Source organism: Streptomyces monomycini (genome assembly GCF_022271435.1).
Taxonomy (GTDB): Bacteria; Actinomycetota; Actinomycetes; order Streptomycetales; family Streptomycetaceae; genus Streptomyces; species Streptomyces monomycini.
The window spans coordinates 73884-92059 of record NZ_JAFIQY010000035.1; the positions used below are offsets into that span (position 1 = coordinate 73884).

At 72.7% G+C, this 18176-nt stretch carries 17 protein-coding genes; 3 read left to right on the plus strand and 14 right to left on the minus strand.

Going from position 1 to position 18176, the window contains the following annotated elements; all coding sequences use genetic code 11:
* Positions 1-137: 137 nt before the first annotated feature.
* Together JXZ78_RS30260 and JXZ78_RS30265 are read left to right on the plus strand one after the other, a co-directional pair.
* Positions 138-995, plus strand: a complete 858-nt coding sequence (locus JXZ78_RS30260; protein ID WP_030017681.1) for a 3-hydroxybutyryl-CoA dehydrogenase — start codon at positions 138-140, stop codon at positions 993-995.
* A gap of 570 nt (positions 996-1565) precedes the next feature.
* Positions 1566-1823, plus strand: coding sequence for a hypothetical protein (locus JXZ78_RS30265; protein WP_030017682.1), 258 nt, complete (start codon positions 1566-1568; stop codon positions 1821-1823).
* A gap of 42 nt (positions 1824-1865) precedes the next feature.
* Here the strand turns inward: JXZ78_RS30265 and JXZ78_RS30270 are convergent, their stop codons facing one another.
* The 10 genes from JXZ78_RS30270 to infC form a co-directional block, all read right to left on the minus strand.
* Positions 1866-2396: an NUDIX domain-containing protein gene (locus JXZ78_RS30270; RefSeq protein WP_030017683.1), complete on the minus strand. Its 531-nt coding sequence runs from the start codon at positions 2394-2396 to the stop codon at positions 1866-1868.
* A gap of 49 nt (positions 2397-2445) precedes the next feature.
* A complete protein-coding gene (locus JXZ78_RS30275) occupies positions 2446-3783 on the minus strand; it encodes an NsdA family TPR-like regulatory protein (protein WP_030017684.1) in 1338 nt (445 codons plus the stop codon).
* 134 nt (positions 3784-3917) lie between these two features.
* Complete coding sequence (locus tag JXZ78_RS30280; protein ID WP_030017685.1) at positions 3918-5144, minus strand: PP2C family protein-serine/threonine phosphatase; 1227 nt, start codon at positions 5142-5144, stop codon at positions 3918-3920.
* 306 nt (positions 5145-5450) lie between these two features.
* The gene (gene pheT / locus JXZ78_RS30285; protein WP_030017686.1) at positions 5451-7979 is read right to left on the minus strand and encodes a phenylalanine--tRNA ligase subunit beta; all 2529 of its coding nucleotides are present in this window, start codon (positions 7977-7979) and stop codon (positions 5451-5453) included.
* The gene (pheS, locus tag JXZ78_RS30290; RefSeq protein ID WP_030017687.1) at positions 7979-9103 is read right to left on the minus strand and encodes a phenylalanine--tRNA ligase subunit alpha; all 1125 of its coding nucleotides are present in this window, start codon (positions 9101-9103) and stop codon (positions 7979-7981) included. The genes pheT and pheS overlap by 1 nt, the downstream gene beginning before the upstream one ends.
* 141 nt (positions 9104-9244) lie before the next feature.
* Positions 9245-10378, minus strand: a complete 1134-nt coding sequence (locus JXZ78_RS30295; protein ID WP_030017688.1) for a sensor histidine kinase — start codon at positions 10376-10378, stop codon at positions 9245-9247.
* A 41-nt stretch (positions 10379-10419) separates the two neighbouring features.
* Complete coding sequence (locus JXZ78_RS30300) at positions 10420-11274, minus strand: TrmH family RNA methyltransferase (protein ID WP_030017689.1); 855 nt, start codon at positions 11272-11274, stop codon at positions 10420-10422.
* A gap of 102 nt (positions 11275-11376) precedes the next feature.
* Positions 11377-11760 carry a 50S ribosomal protein L20 gene (rplT, locus tag JXZ78_RS30305; protein ID WP_030017690.1) on the minus strand — a complete coding sequence of 128 codons (384 nt, stop codon included), beginning with the start codon at positions 11758-11760 and terminating at the stop codon, positions 11377-11379.
* 102 nt (positions 11761-11862) lie between these two features.
* The gene (rpmI, locus tag JXZ78_RS30310) at positions 11863-12057 is read right to left on the minus strand and encodes a 50S ribosomal protein L35 (protein WP_030017691.1); all 195 of its coding nucleotides are present in this window, start codon (positions 12055-12057) and stop codon (positions 11863-11865) included.
* A gap of 121 nt (positions 12058-12178) precedes the next feature.
* The gene (gene infC / locus JXZ78_RS30315; RefSeq protein ID WP_078623950.1) at positions 12179-12811 is read right to left on the minus strand and encodes a translation initiation factor IF-3; all 633 of its coding nucleotides are present in this window, start codon (positions 12809-12811) and stop codon (positions 12179-12181) included.
* 386 nt (positions 12812-13197) lie between these two features.
* Between infC and JXZ78_RS30320 the strand changes: the two genes are divergently transcribed.
* Positions 13198-13596: a DUF1844 domain-containing protein gene (locus JXZ78_RS30320; protein ID WP_030017693.1), complete on the plus strand. Its 399-nt coding sequence runs from the start codon at positions 13198-13200 to the stop codon at positions 13594-13596.
* A 129-nt stretch (positions 13597-13725) separates the two neighbouring features.
* Here the strand turns inward: JXZ78_RS30320 and JXZ78_RS30325 are convergent, their stop codons facing one another.
* The 4 genes from JXZ78_RS30325 to JXZ78_RS30340 form a co-directional block, all read right to left on the minus strand.
* A complete protein-coding gene (locus JXZ78_RS30325) occupies positions 13726-14454 on the minus strand; it encodes an MIP family channel protein (RefSeq protein WP_030017695.1) in 729 nt (242 codons plus the stop codon).
* A gap of 98 nt (positions 14455-14552) precedes the next feature.
* A complete protein-coding gene (locus JXZ78_RS30330) occupies positions 14553-15287 on the minus strand; it encodes an SseB family protein (RefSeq protein WP_030017696.1) in 735 nt (244 codons plus the stop codon).
* Between the two features lie 670 nt (positions 15288-15957).
* Complete coding sequence (gene mycP / locus JXZ78_RS30335; RefSeq protein WP_030018074.1) at positions 15958-17118, minus strand: type VII secretion-associated serine protease mycosin; 1161 nt, start codon at positions 17116-17118, stop codon at positions 15958-15960.
* The coding region (locus JXZ78_RS30340) for a hypothetical protein (protein WP_308281067.1) at positions 17115-18176 on the minus strand (1062 nt) is incomplete at its 5' end. The genes mycP and JXZ78_RS30340, both read right to left, overlap by 4 nt.

Below are 18176 nucleotides of genomic sequence, written 5' to 3' on the forward strand. Positions count from 1 at the left end.
GAATGCCCGCCCCTGCCCCCGCCGCACAGCATTCCGCGGAGTAACGTCGGGGCCGAGGCGGACGCCGGGGTCCCTTGCCGCAGGTACGGACGGTCCCGCGCGCCCCGCCGGACCCCGAGATCAGCGAAAGGCACGATGTGACCGACATCGAACGCGTCGGAGTGGTGGGCTGCGGCCAGATGGGCGCCGGTATCGCCGAGGTGTGCGCCCGCTCCGGCCTGGACGTGATGGTCGCTGAGACCACCGGCGAGGCGCTGGAGCTGGGCCGTACGCGGCTGACCAACTCCCTCGGCAAGGCAGCCGAGCGCGGCAAGATCACCGTCGCCGAGCGCGACGCGACGCTGGACCGGCTCAGCTTCACCACCGACCTCGGTGAGTTCGCCGACCGCGACCTCGTCATCGAGGCGGTCGTGGAGAACGAGCAGGTCAAGACGGAGATCTTCCAGGTCCTCGACCAGGTGATCACCCGCCCGGACGCGATCCTGGCCTCCAACACCTCCTCCATCCCGCTGGTGAAGCTGGCCGTCGCGACCTCCCGCCCGGACCAGGTCATCGGCATCCACTTCTTCAACCCGGCGCCGGTGCAGAAGCTGGTCGAGCTGATCCCCGCGCTGACCACAGGCGAGGAAACGATCAAGCGGGCGGAGGCGCTGGTCCAGAACGTGCTGGGCAAGCACGCCATCCGCGCCCAGGACCGCTCCGGCTTCGTCGTGAACGCGCTGCTGATCCCGTACCTGCTCTCCGCGATCCGGATGTTCGAGTCCGGTATCGCCAGCCGCGAGGACATCGACAACGGCATGGAGATGGGCTGCGCCCACCCGATGGGCCCGCTCAAGCTCTCCGACCTGATCGGCCTGGACACGGTCGCCTCGGTCGCCACCTCGATGTACGAGGAGTACAAGGAAGCCCTCTACGCCGCTCCCCCGCTGCTGGCGCGCATGGTCGACGCGGGCCGCCTCGGCCGCAAGACCGGGTCGGGGTTCTACTCGTACTGATCCGGTACTGATCCGGTACGCGGCTCGTACGTGACACGTCCCGATCCGTACCGATCCGTACCAATCCGCATTGCTCCGTACTGATCCAGTACGGAGATCGTGCGCCACGGCGCACCCCGCACCCAGAAGTAAGGGCGGGACCGGTGCCCCGGTCCCGCCCTTCTCCGCGTCGCCGGTGCGAAGCCCGCGACCGTCCGTGCCGCCCGCCGTCCCCGATTCCCTGAGTGACGCCCCCCGTCGTGGTCCGCCCGCCGCTCGGGGGAAAGACGGCGGGCGGACAACCGGCCGATGGGCGCCCGTCCACCGGCAGCGGCCCCCGTTGAAACCAGCGTCGGCCTTGTGGGCCGTGACCGGGAGCGTGTGAAGGCGGCCTCTTCGGGTGCGGGGTTCGCACCCCGTGTGAAACGGGCACTCCCCCGGCGGCCGTCACGGCGGGTGACTTCGCACGGGGTGTGCGCGGCAGACCCGCATATTCGCCCCGCACACGCTCCCCCCGTACGTGCCGAGGCAGTTGACTGGTGCGCGTATGGACAACGAAGTCCCGCCCGAGAGAGGAATGAGGAGCGGACCGTGACCGCCCACCCCGAACCCGACCTGGTTGCCACCGACATGGCGGAGTTGAGACGCTGCCTCGATGTGCGGACGGCACGTGTCGACGGCCAACTGGCGCTGCTCGCGCAGCGCTCCGAACAGAACGAGCGTGACGCGGGCGACATGCAGGCCCGCGTCACGCGGTTGGAGCACGGCCGCTGGCCGCTGCCCTCCATCGCCGCACTCACGGGGCTCGCGGCGCTGGCGATCGCCGTATGGCAGGCGATGGGGCGCTGAGGCCGGCGGGCCGGCGGCGCGCCGAACGCGCCGCGGCCCGGGTCACCCCAGCCGGATGTGATGCAGCAGCAGCAGAGCGGCCGCCATGTTGGCGGCCGGCACCTCCCCTCGCGCGATCATGTCGGGTACCAGTTTCAGGGGGACCCACTCCCGTTTGTCGGACTCGAAGTCGTCCTCGGGATGGCCCACGTACGCGCCCTGGTCGGACCAGAAGATGTGGTGCCGGGCGTCCGTGAGGCCGTTGGACGGCTCCACGGAGAGGAGGTGTTCGAGGGGGCCGGGGCGCCACCCGGTCTCCTCCTCCATCTCCCGGGCGGCCGCGGCGGCGATGTCCTCGCCGTCCTCGACCACGCCTGCGGCGAGTTCCCATCCCCAGGTGTCGGTGATGAAGCGGTGCCGCCACAGCAGCAGCACCTCGTTGGCCTCGTTGACCACTGTGGCCACGGCGACGGGCCGCAGCCGGATCAGGAAGTGATCCAGATGGCGGCCGTCGGGGAGTTCGACATCGGCGAGGTTGACCCGGAACCAGCGGTTCTCGTACACGGTCTGCTCACTGAGATTCTTCCATCGCACGTATGTGCCACCTTCCGCCGTTGAGCAGGCAAGGTGACACGGGCCGGCCTCACAGTGGAACGCGCAGCGCCTCGTCGATCAGATCGGCAGCCCGGTCGGTGGCGGACCCTCCGGTTTCGGCCAGGTGCTCGCGCACCGCCCGCAGCCGGTCCCGTAACCGCTGCGACTCCATTCCCCGCGCCTGTTCGGTCATCTGCGCGGCGTTGGCCACAGCCTGGTCCGCGTCCCCTTGGCGCAGCTCGATATGGGTGAGCATGGCCAGCCGGTGGACCCGGCCCCGGTCGTGCGCGGGGGTGTCGACGGCGGCGTCCGCATGGGCCCGGGCGGCCCGCAGGTCCCCCAGGCTCAGCAGCGCCTCCGCCACTTGGACGTTCACCAGGCCCGGCTGGACGTAATCCGTTTCGTCGGGTTCCTGACCAGGGCGGATGCGCTCGGCCGCCGCCTCCGCACGCCGGATGCAGGAGAGCGCGCTCGCGCCGTCCCCCAGGCGCGCGTACGCCTTGGCCTGCATCGCGTAGAGGTCCGCCGCGAGTGCCGGGGTGATCTGCGGCCCCGCCGCCCGCAGGGCGGCCTCCGCGAAGGCGACCGCCTGACGGTACTCCCGTACGAACAGGGACTGGTTGACCAGCAGCGCGATGACGTACGCGCCGAGCCCCCGGTCCCCGCTCGCCTTGGCCAGCCGCAGCGCCTGATGGAAGTAGCGCTGGGCCAGCCCGAGGGCGTCCGAGTCGTACGCACAGATTCCCGCGACGGCCACCAGCCCGCCGGTGGCCCGGTGGAGCTGACGGCCCGTCGCGTCGGTGTAGCTGCCGCGCAGCAGCGGCGCCGCCTCGGTGTTGAGGAATCCCACGATCCGCGTTCTCGTCGCGATACCACCCGCCTTCCGGTACATCTGCTCGTAGTGCGTACGCGCCGCGCGGAGCATTTCGATGTCCGCCATGGAGACCCTGGTCAGGCCGGTCCGGGACACGTCGGAGTCCTCGGGCGGGTTCTCCCACTCCCAGACGGGGATGACCGCCGAGGTACCGGTGAGGGCGGGGGCGGACAGCACATGGGGGCGCTGCTGCTCGTCGGAACGCCACAGCGCGGTGGCCCGTTCCACGAAGCCGGAGAGCGGCGTGTCCGGGGCGCGGCGCACCCCCGGCCGGCTCAGTCCGATGTCGTCGAGCCCCACCGCGCGGTGCAGCCGCTCGCTGAGCACCTCGCAGATGAGGTCGGGCACCTGGCCCCGCGGCCGCTGGCCCTTCAGCCACCGGGCCACGGCCGTGTGTTCGTAGCGCAGCGCGAGTCCGCGCTGCCGGCCGAGCTGGTTGACGTGCAGCGCCAGCCCGGCGTGCGATATGCCTGCCTCGTCGAGAATCGCGTCGAGCAGGCTGTTGGGCTCCATGGTGCCCTCCTGACGAGGCCGCCCCGCCCTCCCCCGGCCGGGACGACCGCTCGTAGACTTGTCGACTCAACACCCCTTGAGATCAGCGTAATCAAGCGGGCTTCGCACGGGGTGTGAACCGGCCGCGCCCTGCTTCACTCCGCCCGGCCCGCCCGGACGCGCCCGCGTGCCAGGGCTGCCGGGTCCGCCCCGGCGGGTACCCGCAGGCGGTCGTTGCACAGCACCAGCAGCGCCACGTCGTCGGAGAGCCGCCCGCCGCAATGGCGCAGCAGCGCGGCCCGTACGCCTTCGACGACCGCGGAGGCGCGGCAGTCCCGGACCGACCGGACGCTCTCGTCGAGCGCCTGCGGCAGCGGGAAGAACGTGCCGTCGGCGTCCCGCGCGTCCATGGCCCCGTCGGTGTGCAGGAAGATCGCCTGGCCGGGCAGCAGTGGCGGGCAGTCGGTCACCGGCAGTTCGGCGGGCAGCGGGAAGAGGCCGAGCGGCGGCATCGGTTCGCCGGGCGCGTCCGGCAGCGCGCCGCTGCGGCTGAGGCGGTACGGCCAGGGGTGCCCGCAGTTGAGGGTCCGTACGGCGCCGTCCCGGGCGATCTCCACCAGCAGCAGCGTCACGAACTCCTCGGACAGCGGGTTCTCCGGCTCCCCGCCGCCTGCCGACGGGTGCTCCGCGCGCGCCCGCTCCCGCAGGTGCCGGTGCAGCGCGCGCTCCAGGCGGCGGAGCACGCTGCCCAGTTCCGGCTCGTCGTGCACGGCCTCACGGAAGCTGCCGAGCACCGCGGCGACCGTGCCCAGGGCGCCGAGGCCGTGGCCGCGCACGTCGCCGATGACGACCCGTACGCCGTGCCGGGTCGCCACGACGTCGTACAGATCGCCGCCGACCGTCGCGGCCTCGCCCGCCGCCAGGTGGTCGGCGGCGACCACGATGCCGTCCACCCGTGAGGGCGGCGGGCGCAGCAGCACCTGCTGCGCCACGGTGGCCACCTCCTTCGTACGCTCCAGCTCCCGCAGCAGGCGCAGGCGCCGGCCGGCGGTCAGGTAGCTGGCGGCGACGACCACGAGGACGGCGCAGCAGGTGCCGACCCGGGTGAGGGGGTGCGCCCCGGAGGAGACCGTCCCGAGGGGCAGCAGCGCGAGCAGGGCGCACAGACCGCCGAGCACGACGCACTGACGCCGGCCGGTGCCGGCGCAGGCTATGGCAGGGGCCGCGGCGAGGAGTTGGAGGAACTGGCCTTCGGCGGGGGTGCACAGCTCCCAGACCACCACGCCGAGCACCCACAGGCCGGGCAGCACGAGAACGAAGGCCCGCCGGGCCCGCGCGGCCCGCGGCCGCGCGGCACTCCGCCGCGCCCAGGATCGGATCATGCCGATGCTTCCCCCCAGCAACCATCGAGGCGGTCGGCCCGGTCCCGCGGCAGACCCGCTGTCTGAGCAAGCCGCATCGTCCGCTGACGATTCTTGCGACCGCGTGTGCTCAAACGGATACGTTGCGCTCTGATCTCACCCGATCGGATGAAGGTCGGCACACCGGTCGCCACGACACACCGTCTCCACGACGCACCGGCCGCCACGACACCACCGGTCGCCACCACGCACCGGCCGCCAGCACGCACCGGGGCCCGGCGACGAACCTCGGGTTCGTCGCCGGGCCCCGCCGGGATCGCGTGTGGCTCAGGCGCCGCGCAGCACCGCGCCCGTCCGCTCGACCGCTGCCGCGACCGCCGCGTCACGGGCGGCGGACGCCTCGTCGGCGGTCAGCGTGCGGTCGGGTGCCCGGAAGCGCAGCGCGTAGGCCAGGGACTTCTTGCCCTCGCCCACCTGCTCGCCGGTGAACACGTCGAACAGCCGCAGCGATTCGAGCAGCTCGCCCGCGCCGGAACGGAGCGCCGTCTCGACCTCCGCCGCCGGGACCGACGCGTCCACGATCAGCGCGACGTCCTGGGTGGCGACCGGGAAGGTGGAGATCCGCGGGGCCTGGACGGCACCCGCTCCCGCCCGCTCCACGCGGTCCAGGTCGATCTCCATCGCACCGGTGCGCTCCGGCAGGCCCAGCGCCTTGGTGACGCGCGGGTGCAGCTCACCGGCGTTGCCGACGAGCACCTCCTCGCCGTCGATCAGCGCGAGCAGCGCCGCGCAGCGGCCCGGGTGGAAGGGCGCGTGCTGGTCCTGGCGCACGATCAGCTCGACGCCCGCCTCGCGTGCCACGGTGCGGCCCGCCTCGACGGCGTCCGCCCAGGTCGCCGGGCGGCCCTTGCCCCACCAGCCGTCCTGCTCGCGGGCACCGGCGAACACCGCCGCGACGTGGCGCGGCTGCTCGGGCAGCGCGGCGTCCAGCGCGGCGATCTCCTCGTCGGTCGGCCGGCGGTCGACGGGCAGCCGTACGGACGGCTTCTCGTCGCCGGTCGGCCGGAAGACCAGGCCGGTCTCGAAGAGCGCGAGGTCGTGCGAGCCGCGGCCGTCGTTGCGGCGCAGCGCGCCGAGCAGGCCGGGGAGCAGCGTCGTACGGAGCAGCGGCTCCTCGTCCGAGAGCGGGTTGACCAGCCGCACGGTCCGGCGGCGCGGGTCGTCGTCCTCGATGCCGAGCTGGTCGAGCACCGTCTCGCCGATGAACGGGTAGTTCAGCGCCTCGACGTAACCGGCGCCGGCCAGCGCGCGGCCGACCCGGCGGTGCAGCCGCTGACGCTCGGTCAGGCCCCGCCCGGCGGGCGGCCTGGGCAGCGTGGAGGGCAGGTTCTCGTAACCCTCCAAGCGGATGACCTCTTCGGCGAGGTCGTTGGGGTCGGTCAGGTCGGGCCGCCAGGACGGCACCGTCACGACCAGCTCGTCCTGGCCGTACACATCGCAGCCGACCTGCTGGAGGCGGCGTACGACGGTCTCACGGCCGTACGTGACGCCCGCGACGCGGTCCGGGTGGTCCGCGCGCACGGTGATCGTGCGCGGCCCGCTGGGCGAGACGACCTCGGTGACGCCGGCCTCGGCGGTGCCGCCCGCGAGCAGCACCAGCAGGTCGACGGTGCGCTGCGCCGCGGCGGACGCGGCCTGCGGGTCCACGCCGCGCTCGAAGCGCTTGGACGCCTCGGAGGTCAGCCGGTGACGGCGGGCCGTGCGGGCGATGGAGACCGCGTCGAAGTGCGCGGCCTCGACCACGACCTCGGTGGTGCCGTTGACCAGACCGGTCTCCGGGTCGGCCACCGCGTCCGCGATCTCGGTGTTGGCACCGCCCATCACGCCCGCGAGGCCGATGGGGCCGCGGTTGTCGGTGATGACGAGGTCACCGGCGTCCAGGACGCGCTTCGTGCCGTCCAGGGTCGTCAGCTTCTCGCCGGGCTCCGCGCGGCGCACGCCGATGGTGCCGTCCACGCGGGAGCGGTCGTAGGCGTGCAGCGGCTGGCCGAGCTCCAGCATCACGTAGTTGGTGACGTCCACGGCCAGCGAGATCGGGCGCATGCCGGCCTTCTGGAGGCGGCGCCGCAGCCAGATCGGGGAGCGCGCCTCCGGGTCCAGCCCGACGACCGTACGGGCCGTGAAGCGGTCGCAGCCCATCGGGTCGGCGACCTTGACCGGGTAGCCGAAGGAGTTCGGCGGCGGCACGTCCAGCAGCGCGGGGTCGCGCAGCGGCAGGCCGTAGGCGATGGCGGCCTCGCGGGCGATGCCGCGCATGGACAGGCAGTCGCCGCGGTTGGCGGTGACGGCGATGTCCAGGACCTCGTCGACGAGCTGGAGCAGCTCGATGGCGTCGGTGCCGGGCTCGTACTCCGGCGGCAGCACGATGATGCCGCCGCTCCCGTCGTCGCCCATGCCCAGCTCGTCGCCCGAGCAGATCATGCCGTGCGAGACCTTGCCGTACGTCTTTCGCGCGGCGATCTTGAAGTCGCCGGGCAGGGTGGCGCCGGGGAGCACCACGACGACCTTGTCGCCGACCGCGAAGTTGCGGGCGCCGCAGACGATCTCCTGCGGCTCACCGGTGCCGTTGGCCTGGCCGACGTCGACCGTGCAGAAGCGGATCGGCTTCTTGAAGCCCTCCAGCTCCTCGATGGTCAGCACCTTGCCGACGACCAGGGGGCCTTCCAGACCGGCGCCCAGCTGCTCGACGGTCTCGACCTCCAGACCGGTGGCGACGAGTTTGGCCTGTACGTCCCGGCCGGACTCGCCGTCCGGCAGGTCGACGTACTCCCGCAGCCAAGAAAGCGGGACCCGCATCAGATCTCCATCCCGAAAGGCCGGGTGAACCGGACGTCACCCTCGACCATGTCTCGCATGTCCTCGACGTTGTGGCGGAACATCAGCATCCGTTCGATGCCGAACCCGAAGGCGAATCCGCTGTACTTCTCCGGGTCGACGCCGCAGGCCACCAGCACCCGCGGGTTGACCATGCCGCAGCCGCCCAGCTCGATCCAGCCCTCGCTGGAGCAGGTGCGGCACGGGCGCTCCGGGTCGCCGACGGAGGCGCCGCGGCAGACGTAGCAGACCATGTCCATCTCGGCGGACGGCTCGGTGAACGGGAAGTAGTTCGGCCGCAGCCGGGTCTGCATGCCCTCGCCGAAGAGCGCCCTGACCATGTGGTCCAGGGTTCCCTTGAGGTCCGCCATGGTCAGGCCCTCGTCGATGGCGAGCAGCTCGACCTGGGAGAACACCGGGGTGTGGGTGGCGTCCAGCTCGTCGGTGCGGTAGACGCGGCCGGGGCAGATCACGTACAGCGGCGGCTCGCGGTCGAGCATCGACCGGATCTGCACGGGCGAGGTGTGGGTGCGCAGCACCACACCGGACTGGTCGGTCCCGGTCGCGGCGTTCTCGACGAAGAACGTGTCGTGCGTCGTGCGGGCCGGGTGGTCCGGCGAGAGGTTCAGGGCGTCGAAGTTCAGCCACTCCGACTCGACCTCGGGGCCCTCGGCGACCTCGTAGCCCATGGCCACGAAGACGTCCTCGATCCGCTCGGAGAGGGTGGTGAGCGGGTGCCGGGCACCGGCCTGGGCGCGGTCGTACGGCAGTGTGACGTCCACCGCCTCCTCGACCAGCACCCGGGCGTCGCGCTCCGCCTCCAGCTCTTCCTGGCGCTTCTTGAGCGCCTGGCTCACCTGGCCGCGGGCCTGGCCGACGCGCTTGCCGGCCTCGGCCTTGGCCTGCGGCGGCAGCGCGCCGATCTCGCGGTTGGCCAGCGCCAGCGGCGAGGTGCCGCCGGTCTGCGCGACCTTCACCTCGTGGAGCGCCTGGAGGTCACCGGCGGCGGCGATGGCGGCGAGCGCCTCGTCCCGCATGCGGGCGATCTCTTCCGGTTTCAGGGCCTCGACCTCGACAGGGTCGTACGACTTATTGGGTGCGGACATCTCTTCCCGTGCTTCCGATGGGCTTGGCGCGCGGCTTGCCCCCGACGTGTGCAGTGCCAAAGGTGCCAAAGGTGCAGTCTACGGGGCAGGGCGGCCGCGCCTCATCCGAGCCCCGACGGGGGTGGGCCCGCCGGGCGCCGCTCAGGCCATGAAGGCCGGGGTCCCGACGGGCAGGATAAATCGGAACAGGGCGCCGCCGGCGGGCGCGCGGCCGACCGTGACGGTGCCGCCGTGGGCCTCGACGATGCCCTTGACGATGTAGAGACCCAGGCCGGTGCCACCGCGCTTGCTGCCCCGCCAGAAGCGGGTGAAGACGCGGCTCATCGACTCCTCGGGAATGCCGGGGCCCTCGTCGCTCACGGTGACGCTCGTCCCTTCCGCCCCGGAGGCGCTCGATGCCGTTCCTACCTCGATGGTGACGGTTCCCGCGCCGTGCCGCACCGCGTTTTCCAGCAGGTTGCCCAGCACCTGGTCGACCTTGTCCGGGTCTGCCCACAGATCGGGCAGCGGTCCGGTCGTCCGGATCAGGAAACGGTCGGGCAGCTGCCCCGCCGTCGCCTGCGCCTGGACGTGCCGGCGTACGGCGGCGACCATGTCCACCCGCTGGCGGCGCACCTCCAGCCGGCCCGAGTCGATACGGGAGATGTCCAGCAGCTCGGCGATGAGCCGGGTGACGCGGTTGGCGTCCGCGTCCACGGTCTCCAGCATCAGGCGCTTCTGGTCGTCGGTGAAGCGCTCCCACTTCTGGAGCAGGGTGGCGGTGAAGCCCTTCACCGAGGTGAGCGGCGAGCGCAGCTCGTGGGCGACGGTGGCGATCAGCTCGGCGTGGGACAGCTCGGTACGGCGCCGCGCCTCGGTGCCGCGCAGCGCGACGACCAGCCGCCGGACGGGGCCGGTGGGGTGGCTGCGTACGTAGCGCGCGGAGACCAGCACCTCACGGCCGCCGAGCAGCAGGTTGCGCTCCGGCTGGCCGCTGCGGATCGCCAGTCCCCCGTAGGGATCGGTCAGCTGCCACCAGCGGCGGCCCTCGATGTCCTGGAGCGGCAGCGCCTTCTCCAGCGGGCGGCCCAGCGCGTCGTGCGGGTCGATGGCGGTGATCCGGGCCGCGGCCGCGTTGAAGCAGACGACGCGGCCGGTCTCGTCGGCGACGACCAGGCCGTCGGGCAGGTCGTCGGGGTGCAGCCCGGTGCCGGTGGCCTCGGCCCCTAAGAGCCCGGCACCGCCGTCCGGGCAGGGATCGGCGGCGACTGTCGTACCGGATGCCCTCGTACCCATCCCCGCTACCCCCTTCCGGGTTCCCCGGGCACGCAACCCTACTAGCCGAGGGAGGCGGACCGGCACCCTCCGGTGGTGCGCTGGGCGCGGGCCGAGGCGTACAGGCAGACGGCGGCGGCCGTGGCCAGGTTGAGGCTCTCGGCCTTGCCGTGGATGGGGACGCGCACCACGGCGTCCGCCAGTGCGCGGGTCTCCTCGGGCAGTCCCCACGCCTCGTTGCCGAACACCCAGGCCGTGGGGCCGCTCATGGTGCCCGCGTCCAGCTCGGCGTCCAGGTCGTCGGCGCCCGCGCCGTCGGCCGCCACGATGCGTACGCCGGCGTCCCGCAGCCCGCCGACCACCTGTTCGACCGGTACGCCCACGGCGACCGGGAGGTGGAAGAGCGAGCCGACCGAGGCGCGTACGGACTTGGGGTTGTAGAGGTCCACGGAGGCGTCGGTCAGCACGACCGCGTCGGCGCCCGCGGCGTCCGCGCAGCGCAGCACCGTACCGGCGTTGCCGGGGTCGCGTACGTTGGCGAGCACCGCGACCAGCTTCGGCCGGGCGGCCAGGATCTCCTCGAAGGGCGAGTCCAGGAACCGGCAGACGCCGATCAGGCCCTGCGGGGTGACGGTCTGGGAGAGGTCGGCGATGGTCGCGTCGTCGGCGAAGTGGACCGGTACGCCGGCCGCCCGTACCGCGGCGACGATCTCGGTGTGCCGCTCGGCGGCCTCCGGGGTGGCGAACAGCTCGACGAGCGTGCGCCCGCCGCCGGAGCGGTGCTCGACGGCTTCCCGTACGGCCTGCGGGCCCTCGGCGATGAACCGGCGCTCCTTGCCGCGGAAGTTGCGGCGGGCCAGCCGCCGGGCGGCGGCGACGCGTGCGGAACGCGGGGAGATCAACTCGGGGGTGCCCATGGGCGGCGGCTCACTTCTTCGGGTGGATGGGGGCGTGCAGAAAGCGGCGGACCCGCAGGCCGGGGCCTGCGGGTCCGTGACAAACGTGCCTCAGGCCGTGGTTCAGGCGGCCTTCGGGGCGTTGACGTCGCTCGGCAGCGCCTTCTGGGCCACCTCGACCAGCGCGGCGAACGCGTTGGAGTCGTTGACCGCGAGCTCGGCCAGGATCTTGCGGTCCACCTCGATGTTGGCGGCCTTCAGGCCCTGCACGAAGCGGTTGTAGGTCATGCCGTTGGCGCGGGCAGCGGCGTTGATGCGCTGGATCCACAGCTGACGGAAGTCGCCCTTGCGCTTCTTGCGGTCGTTGTAGTTGTAGACGAGGGAGTGGGTGACCTGCTCCTTCGCCTTGCGGTAGAGGCGGGAACGCTGGCCGCGGTAGCCGCTGGCCTGCTCGAGGATCGCCCGGCGCTTCTTGTGGGCGTTGACTGCCCGCTTGACGCGTGCCACTTGTTAACTCCTTGTAGCGGGGCCGTGGGTGTTCGTCACACGGCCCGAATGAATGGGTCCCGGACCGGGTCCTGTGCCGCGCCGTGGGCGGGCGGTCAGGACTTACTTGCCGAGAAGCTTCTTGATCTTCGCGGCGTCGCCCGGGGCCATCTCGGCGTTGCCGGTGAGGCGACGCGTCACGCGGGACGACTTGTGCTCAAGCAGGTGGCGCTTGCCGGCGCGCTCCCGCATCACCTTGCCGGAGCCGGTGACCTTGAAGCGCTTGCTGGCACCGCTGTGCGTCTTGTTCTTCGGCATGCGCCGTTCTCTCCTCTTGGATGGCGCCCCCACCGGTCCGGGGACCGGCACCCGGGGGCGTCAGATGTATCGGTTGGCAACCGGGGCGGACCCCGGCGTACTCCGGGGCTCGCGCCCTGGATCACGCCTCGGCGGGCTCCTCGGCGGGCTCCTCGACGTCCTGCTCGCTCTCGTGAGCAAGACCCTGGCGCTCCGCCTTACGGGCAGCCTGCGCCTCGCGGGCCTCGGCCATCGCCTCGGTCTTCTTCTTGTGCGGACCGAGGACCATGATCATGTTGCGGCCGTCCTGCTTGGGGTTCGACTCGATGAACCCCAGGTCCTGAACGTCCTCCGCGAGCCGCTGCAGCAGTCGGAAGCCCAGCTCGGGACGGGACTGCTCGCGACCACGGAACATGATCGTGATCTTGACCTTGTCACCCTGCTTGAGGAACCGGACGACGTGACCCTTTTTGGTGTCGTAGTCGTGCGGGTCGATCTTCGGCCGGAGCTTCATCTCCTTGATGACCGTGTGCGCCTGGTTCTTGCGCGCTTCACGGGCCTTCATGGCCGACTCGTACTTGAACTTTCCGTAGTCCATGAGCTTGCAGACCGGCGGACGGGCGTTCGCCGCCACCTCGACCAGGTCGAGGTCGTACTCCTGCGCAAGCTCCAGGGCCTTGGCAAGCGGCACAATGCCGACCTGCTCGCCACTGGGACCGACGAGTCGCACCTCGGGGACGCGAATCCGGTCGTTGATGCGGGGCTCGGCGCTGATGGATCCTCCTCGGTAGCACCACGCGACGGCCTGGCGGACTGCCGCGTAACGTCTGTTTCGATGTGACCAACCGCGCCGGAATGCGAAAAACGCCCCGGACGGGACACAGGCGGGGCTCCTCAAAGGATCAGGAGCACCGCCGCGATGTCATCGCGGGGCGCAGCCGGACCGTTGACCCGCCGACCGTGAGGTCGGTTCGGGTGGGAGATCGGAGCCTCCACTTGTGGGTCGGGCACATCAGTGCTCGACCGGTCGGTTTCCCAGAATACACGAGCGGACGGCCGGGCCCCACTCGTGCACGGGGCGGGTGCGGGGGCGGGCCCGGTCCGCGCGCGGGCGGGGCCTAAGGTTGGGCAGACCCCTGAGCAGGAAGTGAAGCGCGAGCCATGAGTGACCAGACCCCGCAGCAGCCCGGACCGGCGGAACCGGGCGGCCCCGCCGCCCCCGCGAACCCGGACTTCGACGCCATGACCCGCGACATCGCGGACGTACCGGCGGTCGAGGTGATCACCACGGTGGCCGTGCACCTGATGTCCTCGGCGGCGGTCAACCTCGGGCTGGCCGAGGAGGGCGCCGACCACAAGGACCTGGACGAGGCCCGCAAGCTCATCCAGGCGCTGGCCGGGCTGGTCACGGCCAGCGCGACCGAGATCGGCTCGTACCACGCCGCTCCGCTGCGGGACGGGCTGAAGTCGCTGCAGCTCGCCTTCCGCGAGGCGTCGCTGGTGCCGGACGAGCCGGGGCAGGGGCCCGGGGAGAAGTTCACGGGGCCGGTGTACGGATAGCACGCAGGGCAGGTGGAAGGGCCGCTCCCGGTGTGGCGGGGGCGGCCCTTTGCGTTCGTGCGGGGGTTGTGGGTGCGGGAGGGGGCTCGTCCGGTGGGTGGGGCACTCCTGTGGAGGGCCGCTCGCCGGTCAGACCGCGGAGCGTTCGTCCGCGACGAGTTTCGGTTCGTTCGGCGGGTGGGTGATCTGCTGCACCAGCGCGGCCAGCGCCCCGCCGATCATGGGCGCCACGATGAACAGCCACAGCTGCGACAACGCGCCGCCGCCCGCGAACAGGGCCGGGCCGATGCTGCGGGCCGGGTTCACCGACGTCCCCGTGAGCGGGATGCCGATCAGGTGCACGGTCGCCAGCGCCAGGCCGATCGGCAGGCCGTCGAAACCGACCACCGCCACCCGGTGCGTCACCGCGAGCACCACGAACACCAGCAGGAACGTCAGCACGATCTCGGCCACGAAGGCGCCGCCGAGATTGATGTGCACGGCCGAGCGGTCACCCCACCCGTTGGACCCGAAGGCCTCGCTGGTCTTCAGGCCCGGCACCTGCTTGGCGACCAGGAACAGCAGCGCGGCACCGACGATGCCGCCCAGCAGCTGGGCGATCCAGTACTCGACCGCCGTACGGGGGGTGATGCGCCGGGCCAGCAGCATGCCGAGCGTCACCGCCGGGTTGACGTGGCTGCCGGAGATCGGGCCGAGCGCGTACGCCAGGGCCAACAGGGTGAAGCCGAATGCCAGGGCGATGCCGAAGGTTCCGATGTACTCGCCGGCCAGCACCGCGGAGCCGACGGCGAAGAACACCAGGAGCAGCGTCCCGAGGAACTCGGATACGACCGTGCGGGTCTCCGTTGTCGTCTCCATGGGGCCTCCTCACGCGGATCTTGCTCTCTCTTCGCATTGTGAGGCCGGTCACGGGGTTCCGCCTGTCGGCGGGGACCGGAGACCCGCGGTCGGGGCCGTCAGCGGGTGAAGAAGGCTCCGGTGGTGTCGGTGCCGGGCGGCAGCAGGGCCAGGTCGAGGCCGCGTACGAGCCGGGAGCGCAGGGTCTCGTCGGCTGCCAGCGCCTCGGCCAGCCGCTGCGCGACGGCTGCGGGCGCGGCCTCCGGGGCGAGCCCGAGGGCCAGGGTCGCGTCGGCCTCCGCCGACGGGTCCAGACGGGCGGCCAGCACGTCCGGCTCCGCGGCCAGCAGGGCGCGCAGCACGTCCGTGACGGCCGGGTCCTCGCGCGGGTCACTGCTCTCCCGGCCCTCCGCGACGGCGCGCAGTGCGGCGCCGGTGAGCTGGTACGTCGCCGGGCCCGCCAGGTCGATGACGACGGTGTCCGCCTTCTCGTGGGCAGCGGCGAGCAGGGCCTGGCGCATCGGTACGGCCACCGGGCGGGCGTCCGGGCGCCAGCGGTGCAGCGTCTCCATGGACGTGAAGGCGGGCAGCGCGCGACGGCCGTCGGGGGCCTGCAGCGTCGGCACGGCCATGTCGCTGGTCTTCTCCCGCTTCAGGCCGTCCGGGCCGGTCTCCACCTCGCCGAGAACGGCTACGACCGGGACGAGGAGCCGGGCTCGGCTCAGCAGGGGCAGGAGCCGGGCCTCAGTGGCGGCGGCCTGGTCCCGGGCGTGGGCCGCCAGGGCGGCCGCGAGTTCCGGGTCGGCGGTGCCGTCGTCGTCGGAGAAGTCCGAGGTGGGGATGTTCTTGAGCACGTTCTTGAGCCTAGCGGGGGGCCCTTTGGGCCCGGGGATCGGGCCGGGTGGTCCCCGATCGATTGCTGGGGCGCCGTTGCCTGCGGGGCGCCCCTTGGGCGCGGTTTTGCGTACTGGCGGTGGCGGTTCGCATTCGGGTGCGGCGCCGTTGCGCCTGCGGCGGGCGGTGGCCGCTGCGCGGGGCTGTCAAGGTTCGGGGGCGGGCCTGCGCGGCAGGCCGCTCCGGCCCGCCCCCTTCCGTGGGGAGGGTGGGAGGGGGGTTCGTGCGGGCGGGGGTGGGGGGCTGGGTGCGGCGGCGATTTGGCTGGGACCGGTTCGGTGGGTGGGGCGGTGCGGCGCCGATTTGGCCGGGGGCGGTGCGGTGCGGCGTTGTTCGCGCCTGCGGCGGGCTCTGGCCGCTGCGGGGCGCCCTTTGGGCGCGGTTTCGCGTACTGGCGGTGGCGGTTCGCATTCGAGTGCGGCGTTGTTCGCGCCTGCGGCGGGCTGTGGCCGCTGCGCGGGGCTGTCAAGGTTCGGGGGCGGGCCTGCGCGGCAGGCCGCTCCGGCCCGCCCCCTTCCGTGGGGAGGGTGGGAGGAGGGTTCGTGCGGGCGGGGGTGGGGGGCTGGGTGCGGCGGCGATTTGGCTGGGGCCGGTTCGGTGGGTGGGGCGGTGCGGTGCTGTTGTGGCTGGTCAGGTTCGTTTGCGCCAGAAGAGGGCTGAGGTCGCGATCAAGGTTGTGCCGGCGATCGTCGCCGTCCACGGGAGCCAGCCGGTCTTGTCGGTGGCCTGGGGGGTGGTGGGGCCGGTGCCGAAGTACTGCTCGGTATGGGTGGCTGCTTCGGGTTTTTGGGGTGTGGGCTTGAGGGTTCCGGCCTCTTCCACGGCGGCGGCCGGGTCGACCATGCCTGCGCCCAGTTCGTCGTTGCGGCCGCCTTCGGGGGCGTCCTGGGCGGTGTCGGTGAGGAGTTTCTTGATCTGGGCGGGGCTGAGGTCCGGGTGGGCGGAGCGGACGAGTGCCACCGCGCCGGAGACGAAGGCGGACGCGGCGCTGGTGCCCCAGCCCTCGTAGTACTTGCGGTCCGGGTTGGCGATGACGACGCCGACGCCGGGCGCGCAGACCGTGGCGTACCAGCGGCGGGTGGAGAAGTTGGCGCGGGAGCCCCACTGGTCGACGGCGGTCACCGCGATCACGCCGGGGTAGGCGGCCGGGTAGGAGACGTGGTCGCCGTCCTTGCCGCCGTTGCCGGCCGAGGCGATGACGGGGACGCCCTTGCTCAGGGCGTACTGGATGGCGGCGTCCTCGCGGGGTTCGGGGTGCGCGGAGCGGCTGTCGTCGCCGAGGGACAGGTTGATCACGTCGGCGCCGTGGTCCGTGGCCCAGCGGATGCCGTCGGCGAGGGCGCCGGCGCGTTCGGTGCGGGCGCGCTGCCGCTCCGGGTCGCTGTCCTCCAGGATGACCCGGACCGGGAGGATCTTGGCTTCGGGGGCGACGCCGACGACGCCGTCGGCCCGGTCGGCGCCGTGGCCGTGGCCCGCGATGATGCCGGACATGGCGGTGCCGTGCTCGGCCCAGGAGCTGTCGCCGGGGCTCGCGCCGAAGCCGACCAAGTCGTTGGCGGGCAGGACCTGACCTTGGAGGTCGGGGTGGTCCGCGTCGACGCCGGTGTCCAGTACGGCGACGGTGATGCCGTCGCCCTTGGTCGTCTCCCAGGCCTTCTCGGCGTGCAGGGCGTTCAGCGCCCACTCCTGGGTGCGTATGCCGTCGGCATGGGCGGGCAGGACGGGAAGCACGGTCAGCGCGGCGGCGGACAGGGCGACGCCGGCGGCGCGCAGCAGTGGCCTCCTGGTCATTGCGCCTCCGTGGTTCCCTGGGCGGCCTGCTTGCGGAAGGTCTGCTCGATGCGTTCGGTGACGGCCTTGGCGTCGTGGCCCAGTCCGGCCTCTGCGGGGGCGGTGGTGGCGCCGGTGCGGGTGGCTTCGGCGGCGGGCTGCGGGTCGTCGACAGTGCGGCCGTCGGCGAAGCCGGAGACGGCGTAGACGACGACGGGCAGGTCGTCGAGGACACGGATGCTCCAGCTGGCGCGCTGGGCGGGCCCGAAGGCGGCGGCGGGAGTGCCCTTGGCGGCGTACGGGCGGGGCATCAGGTCCGTACGAGTGTCCAGGTGCTCCTTGGCGAAGCGGCGGCGCAGGTCCTGCATGGCGGTGCGGTCGGCCTTGGTGGCGACAGCGCCGACAGTGACGAGGTTGGTGCGGGTGACGTCGACGTAGGTGGCCCGCACCAGGCGGTGGCAGCCCACCGGGGCAAGCGCCTTGGCCAGCAGCGGGTCGAAGGCGCCCGCGCAGCCGCTGTCGGGGGCGACGGCGGCGCGGATCCAGGTGCGGTCGGCGCCGCCGGGGCCGGTGCCCACTCCGTTCAGGGTGCGGGGGAAGAGCGTGTCGACGGGGGCGCTGTGCCAGACCTCGCGGCCCTGCGCGAAGACCGCTTCGGCGGCGGGGCTGCCGTCCGGGTCGCCGGCGAGCCAGGTGCCGGCGGTGGCACCCGCCACGAGGCCCAGGCCGAGCACGAGTCCGGCGGCGGCGAGCGCGGTGCGCCGGGAGGGCTTGGCGCGGTACGGCGGGGCCGGGGGCAGGGGCGGGCCGGAGAGCGGGGTTCCGGTGGGGGGCGGCGGTGCGGCCCCGGCCGGGGGCTGGGTGGGGCGGGGTGGGGTGTTCGGGTGTGCTTCGGCGGCTACGGGGCCGGGCGCGACGCCAGGGCCGTTCCACAGTGCTTCGCTGTTGGCGAGGTGGAAGGCGGCGGTGTCGCGGGGGGTGGCGGAACGGTCCGCCGGGGGCTGGGTGGGGACGGCTGCGGGTGCGGGCGTGGTGTCCGTATCGGCTGGGGTTCGGGTGGGGGCAGGCGTGGCTGGGGC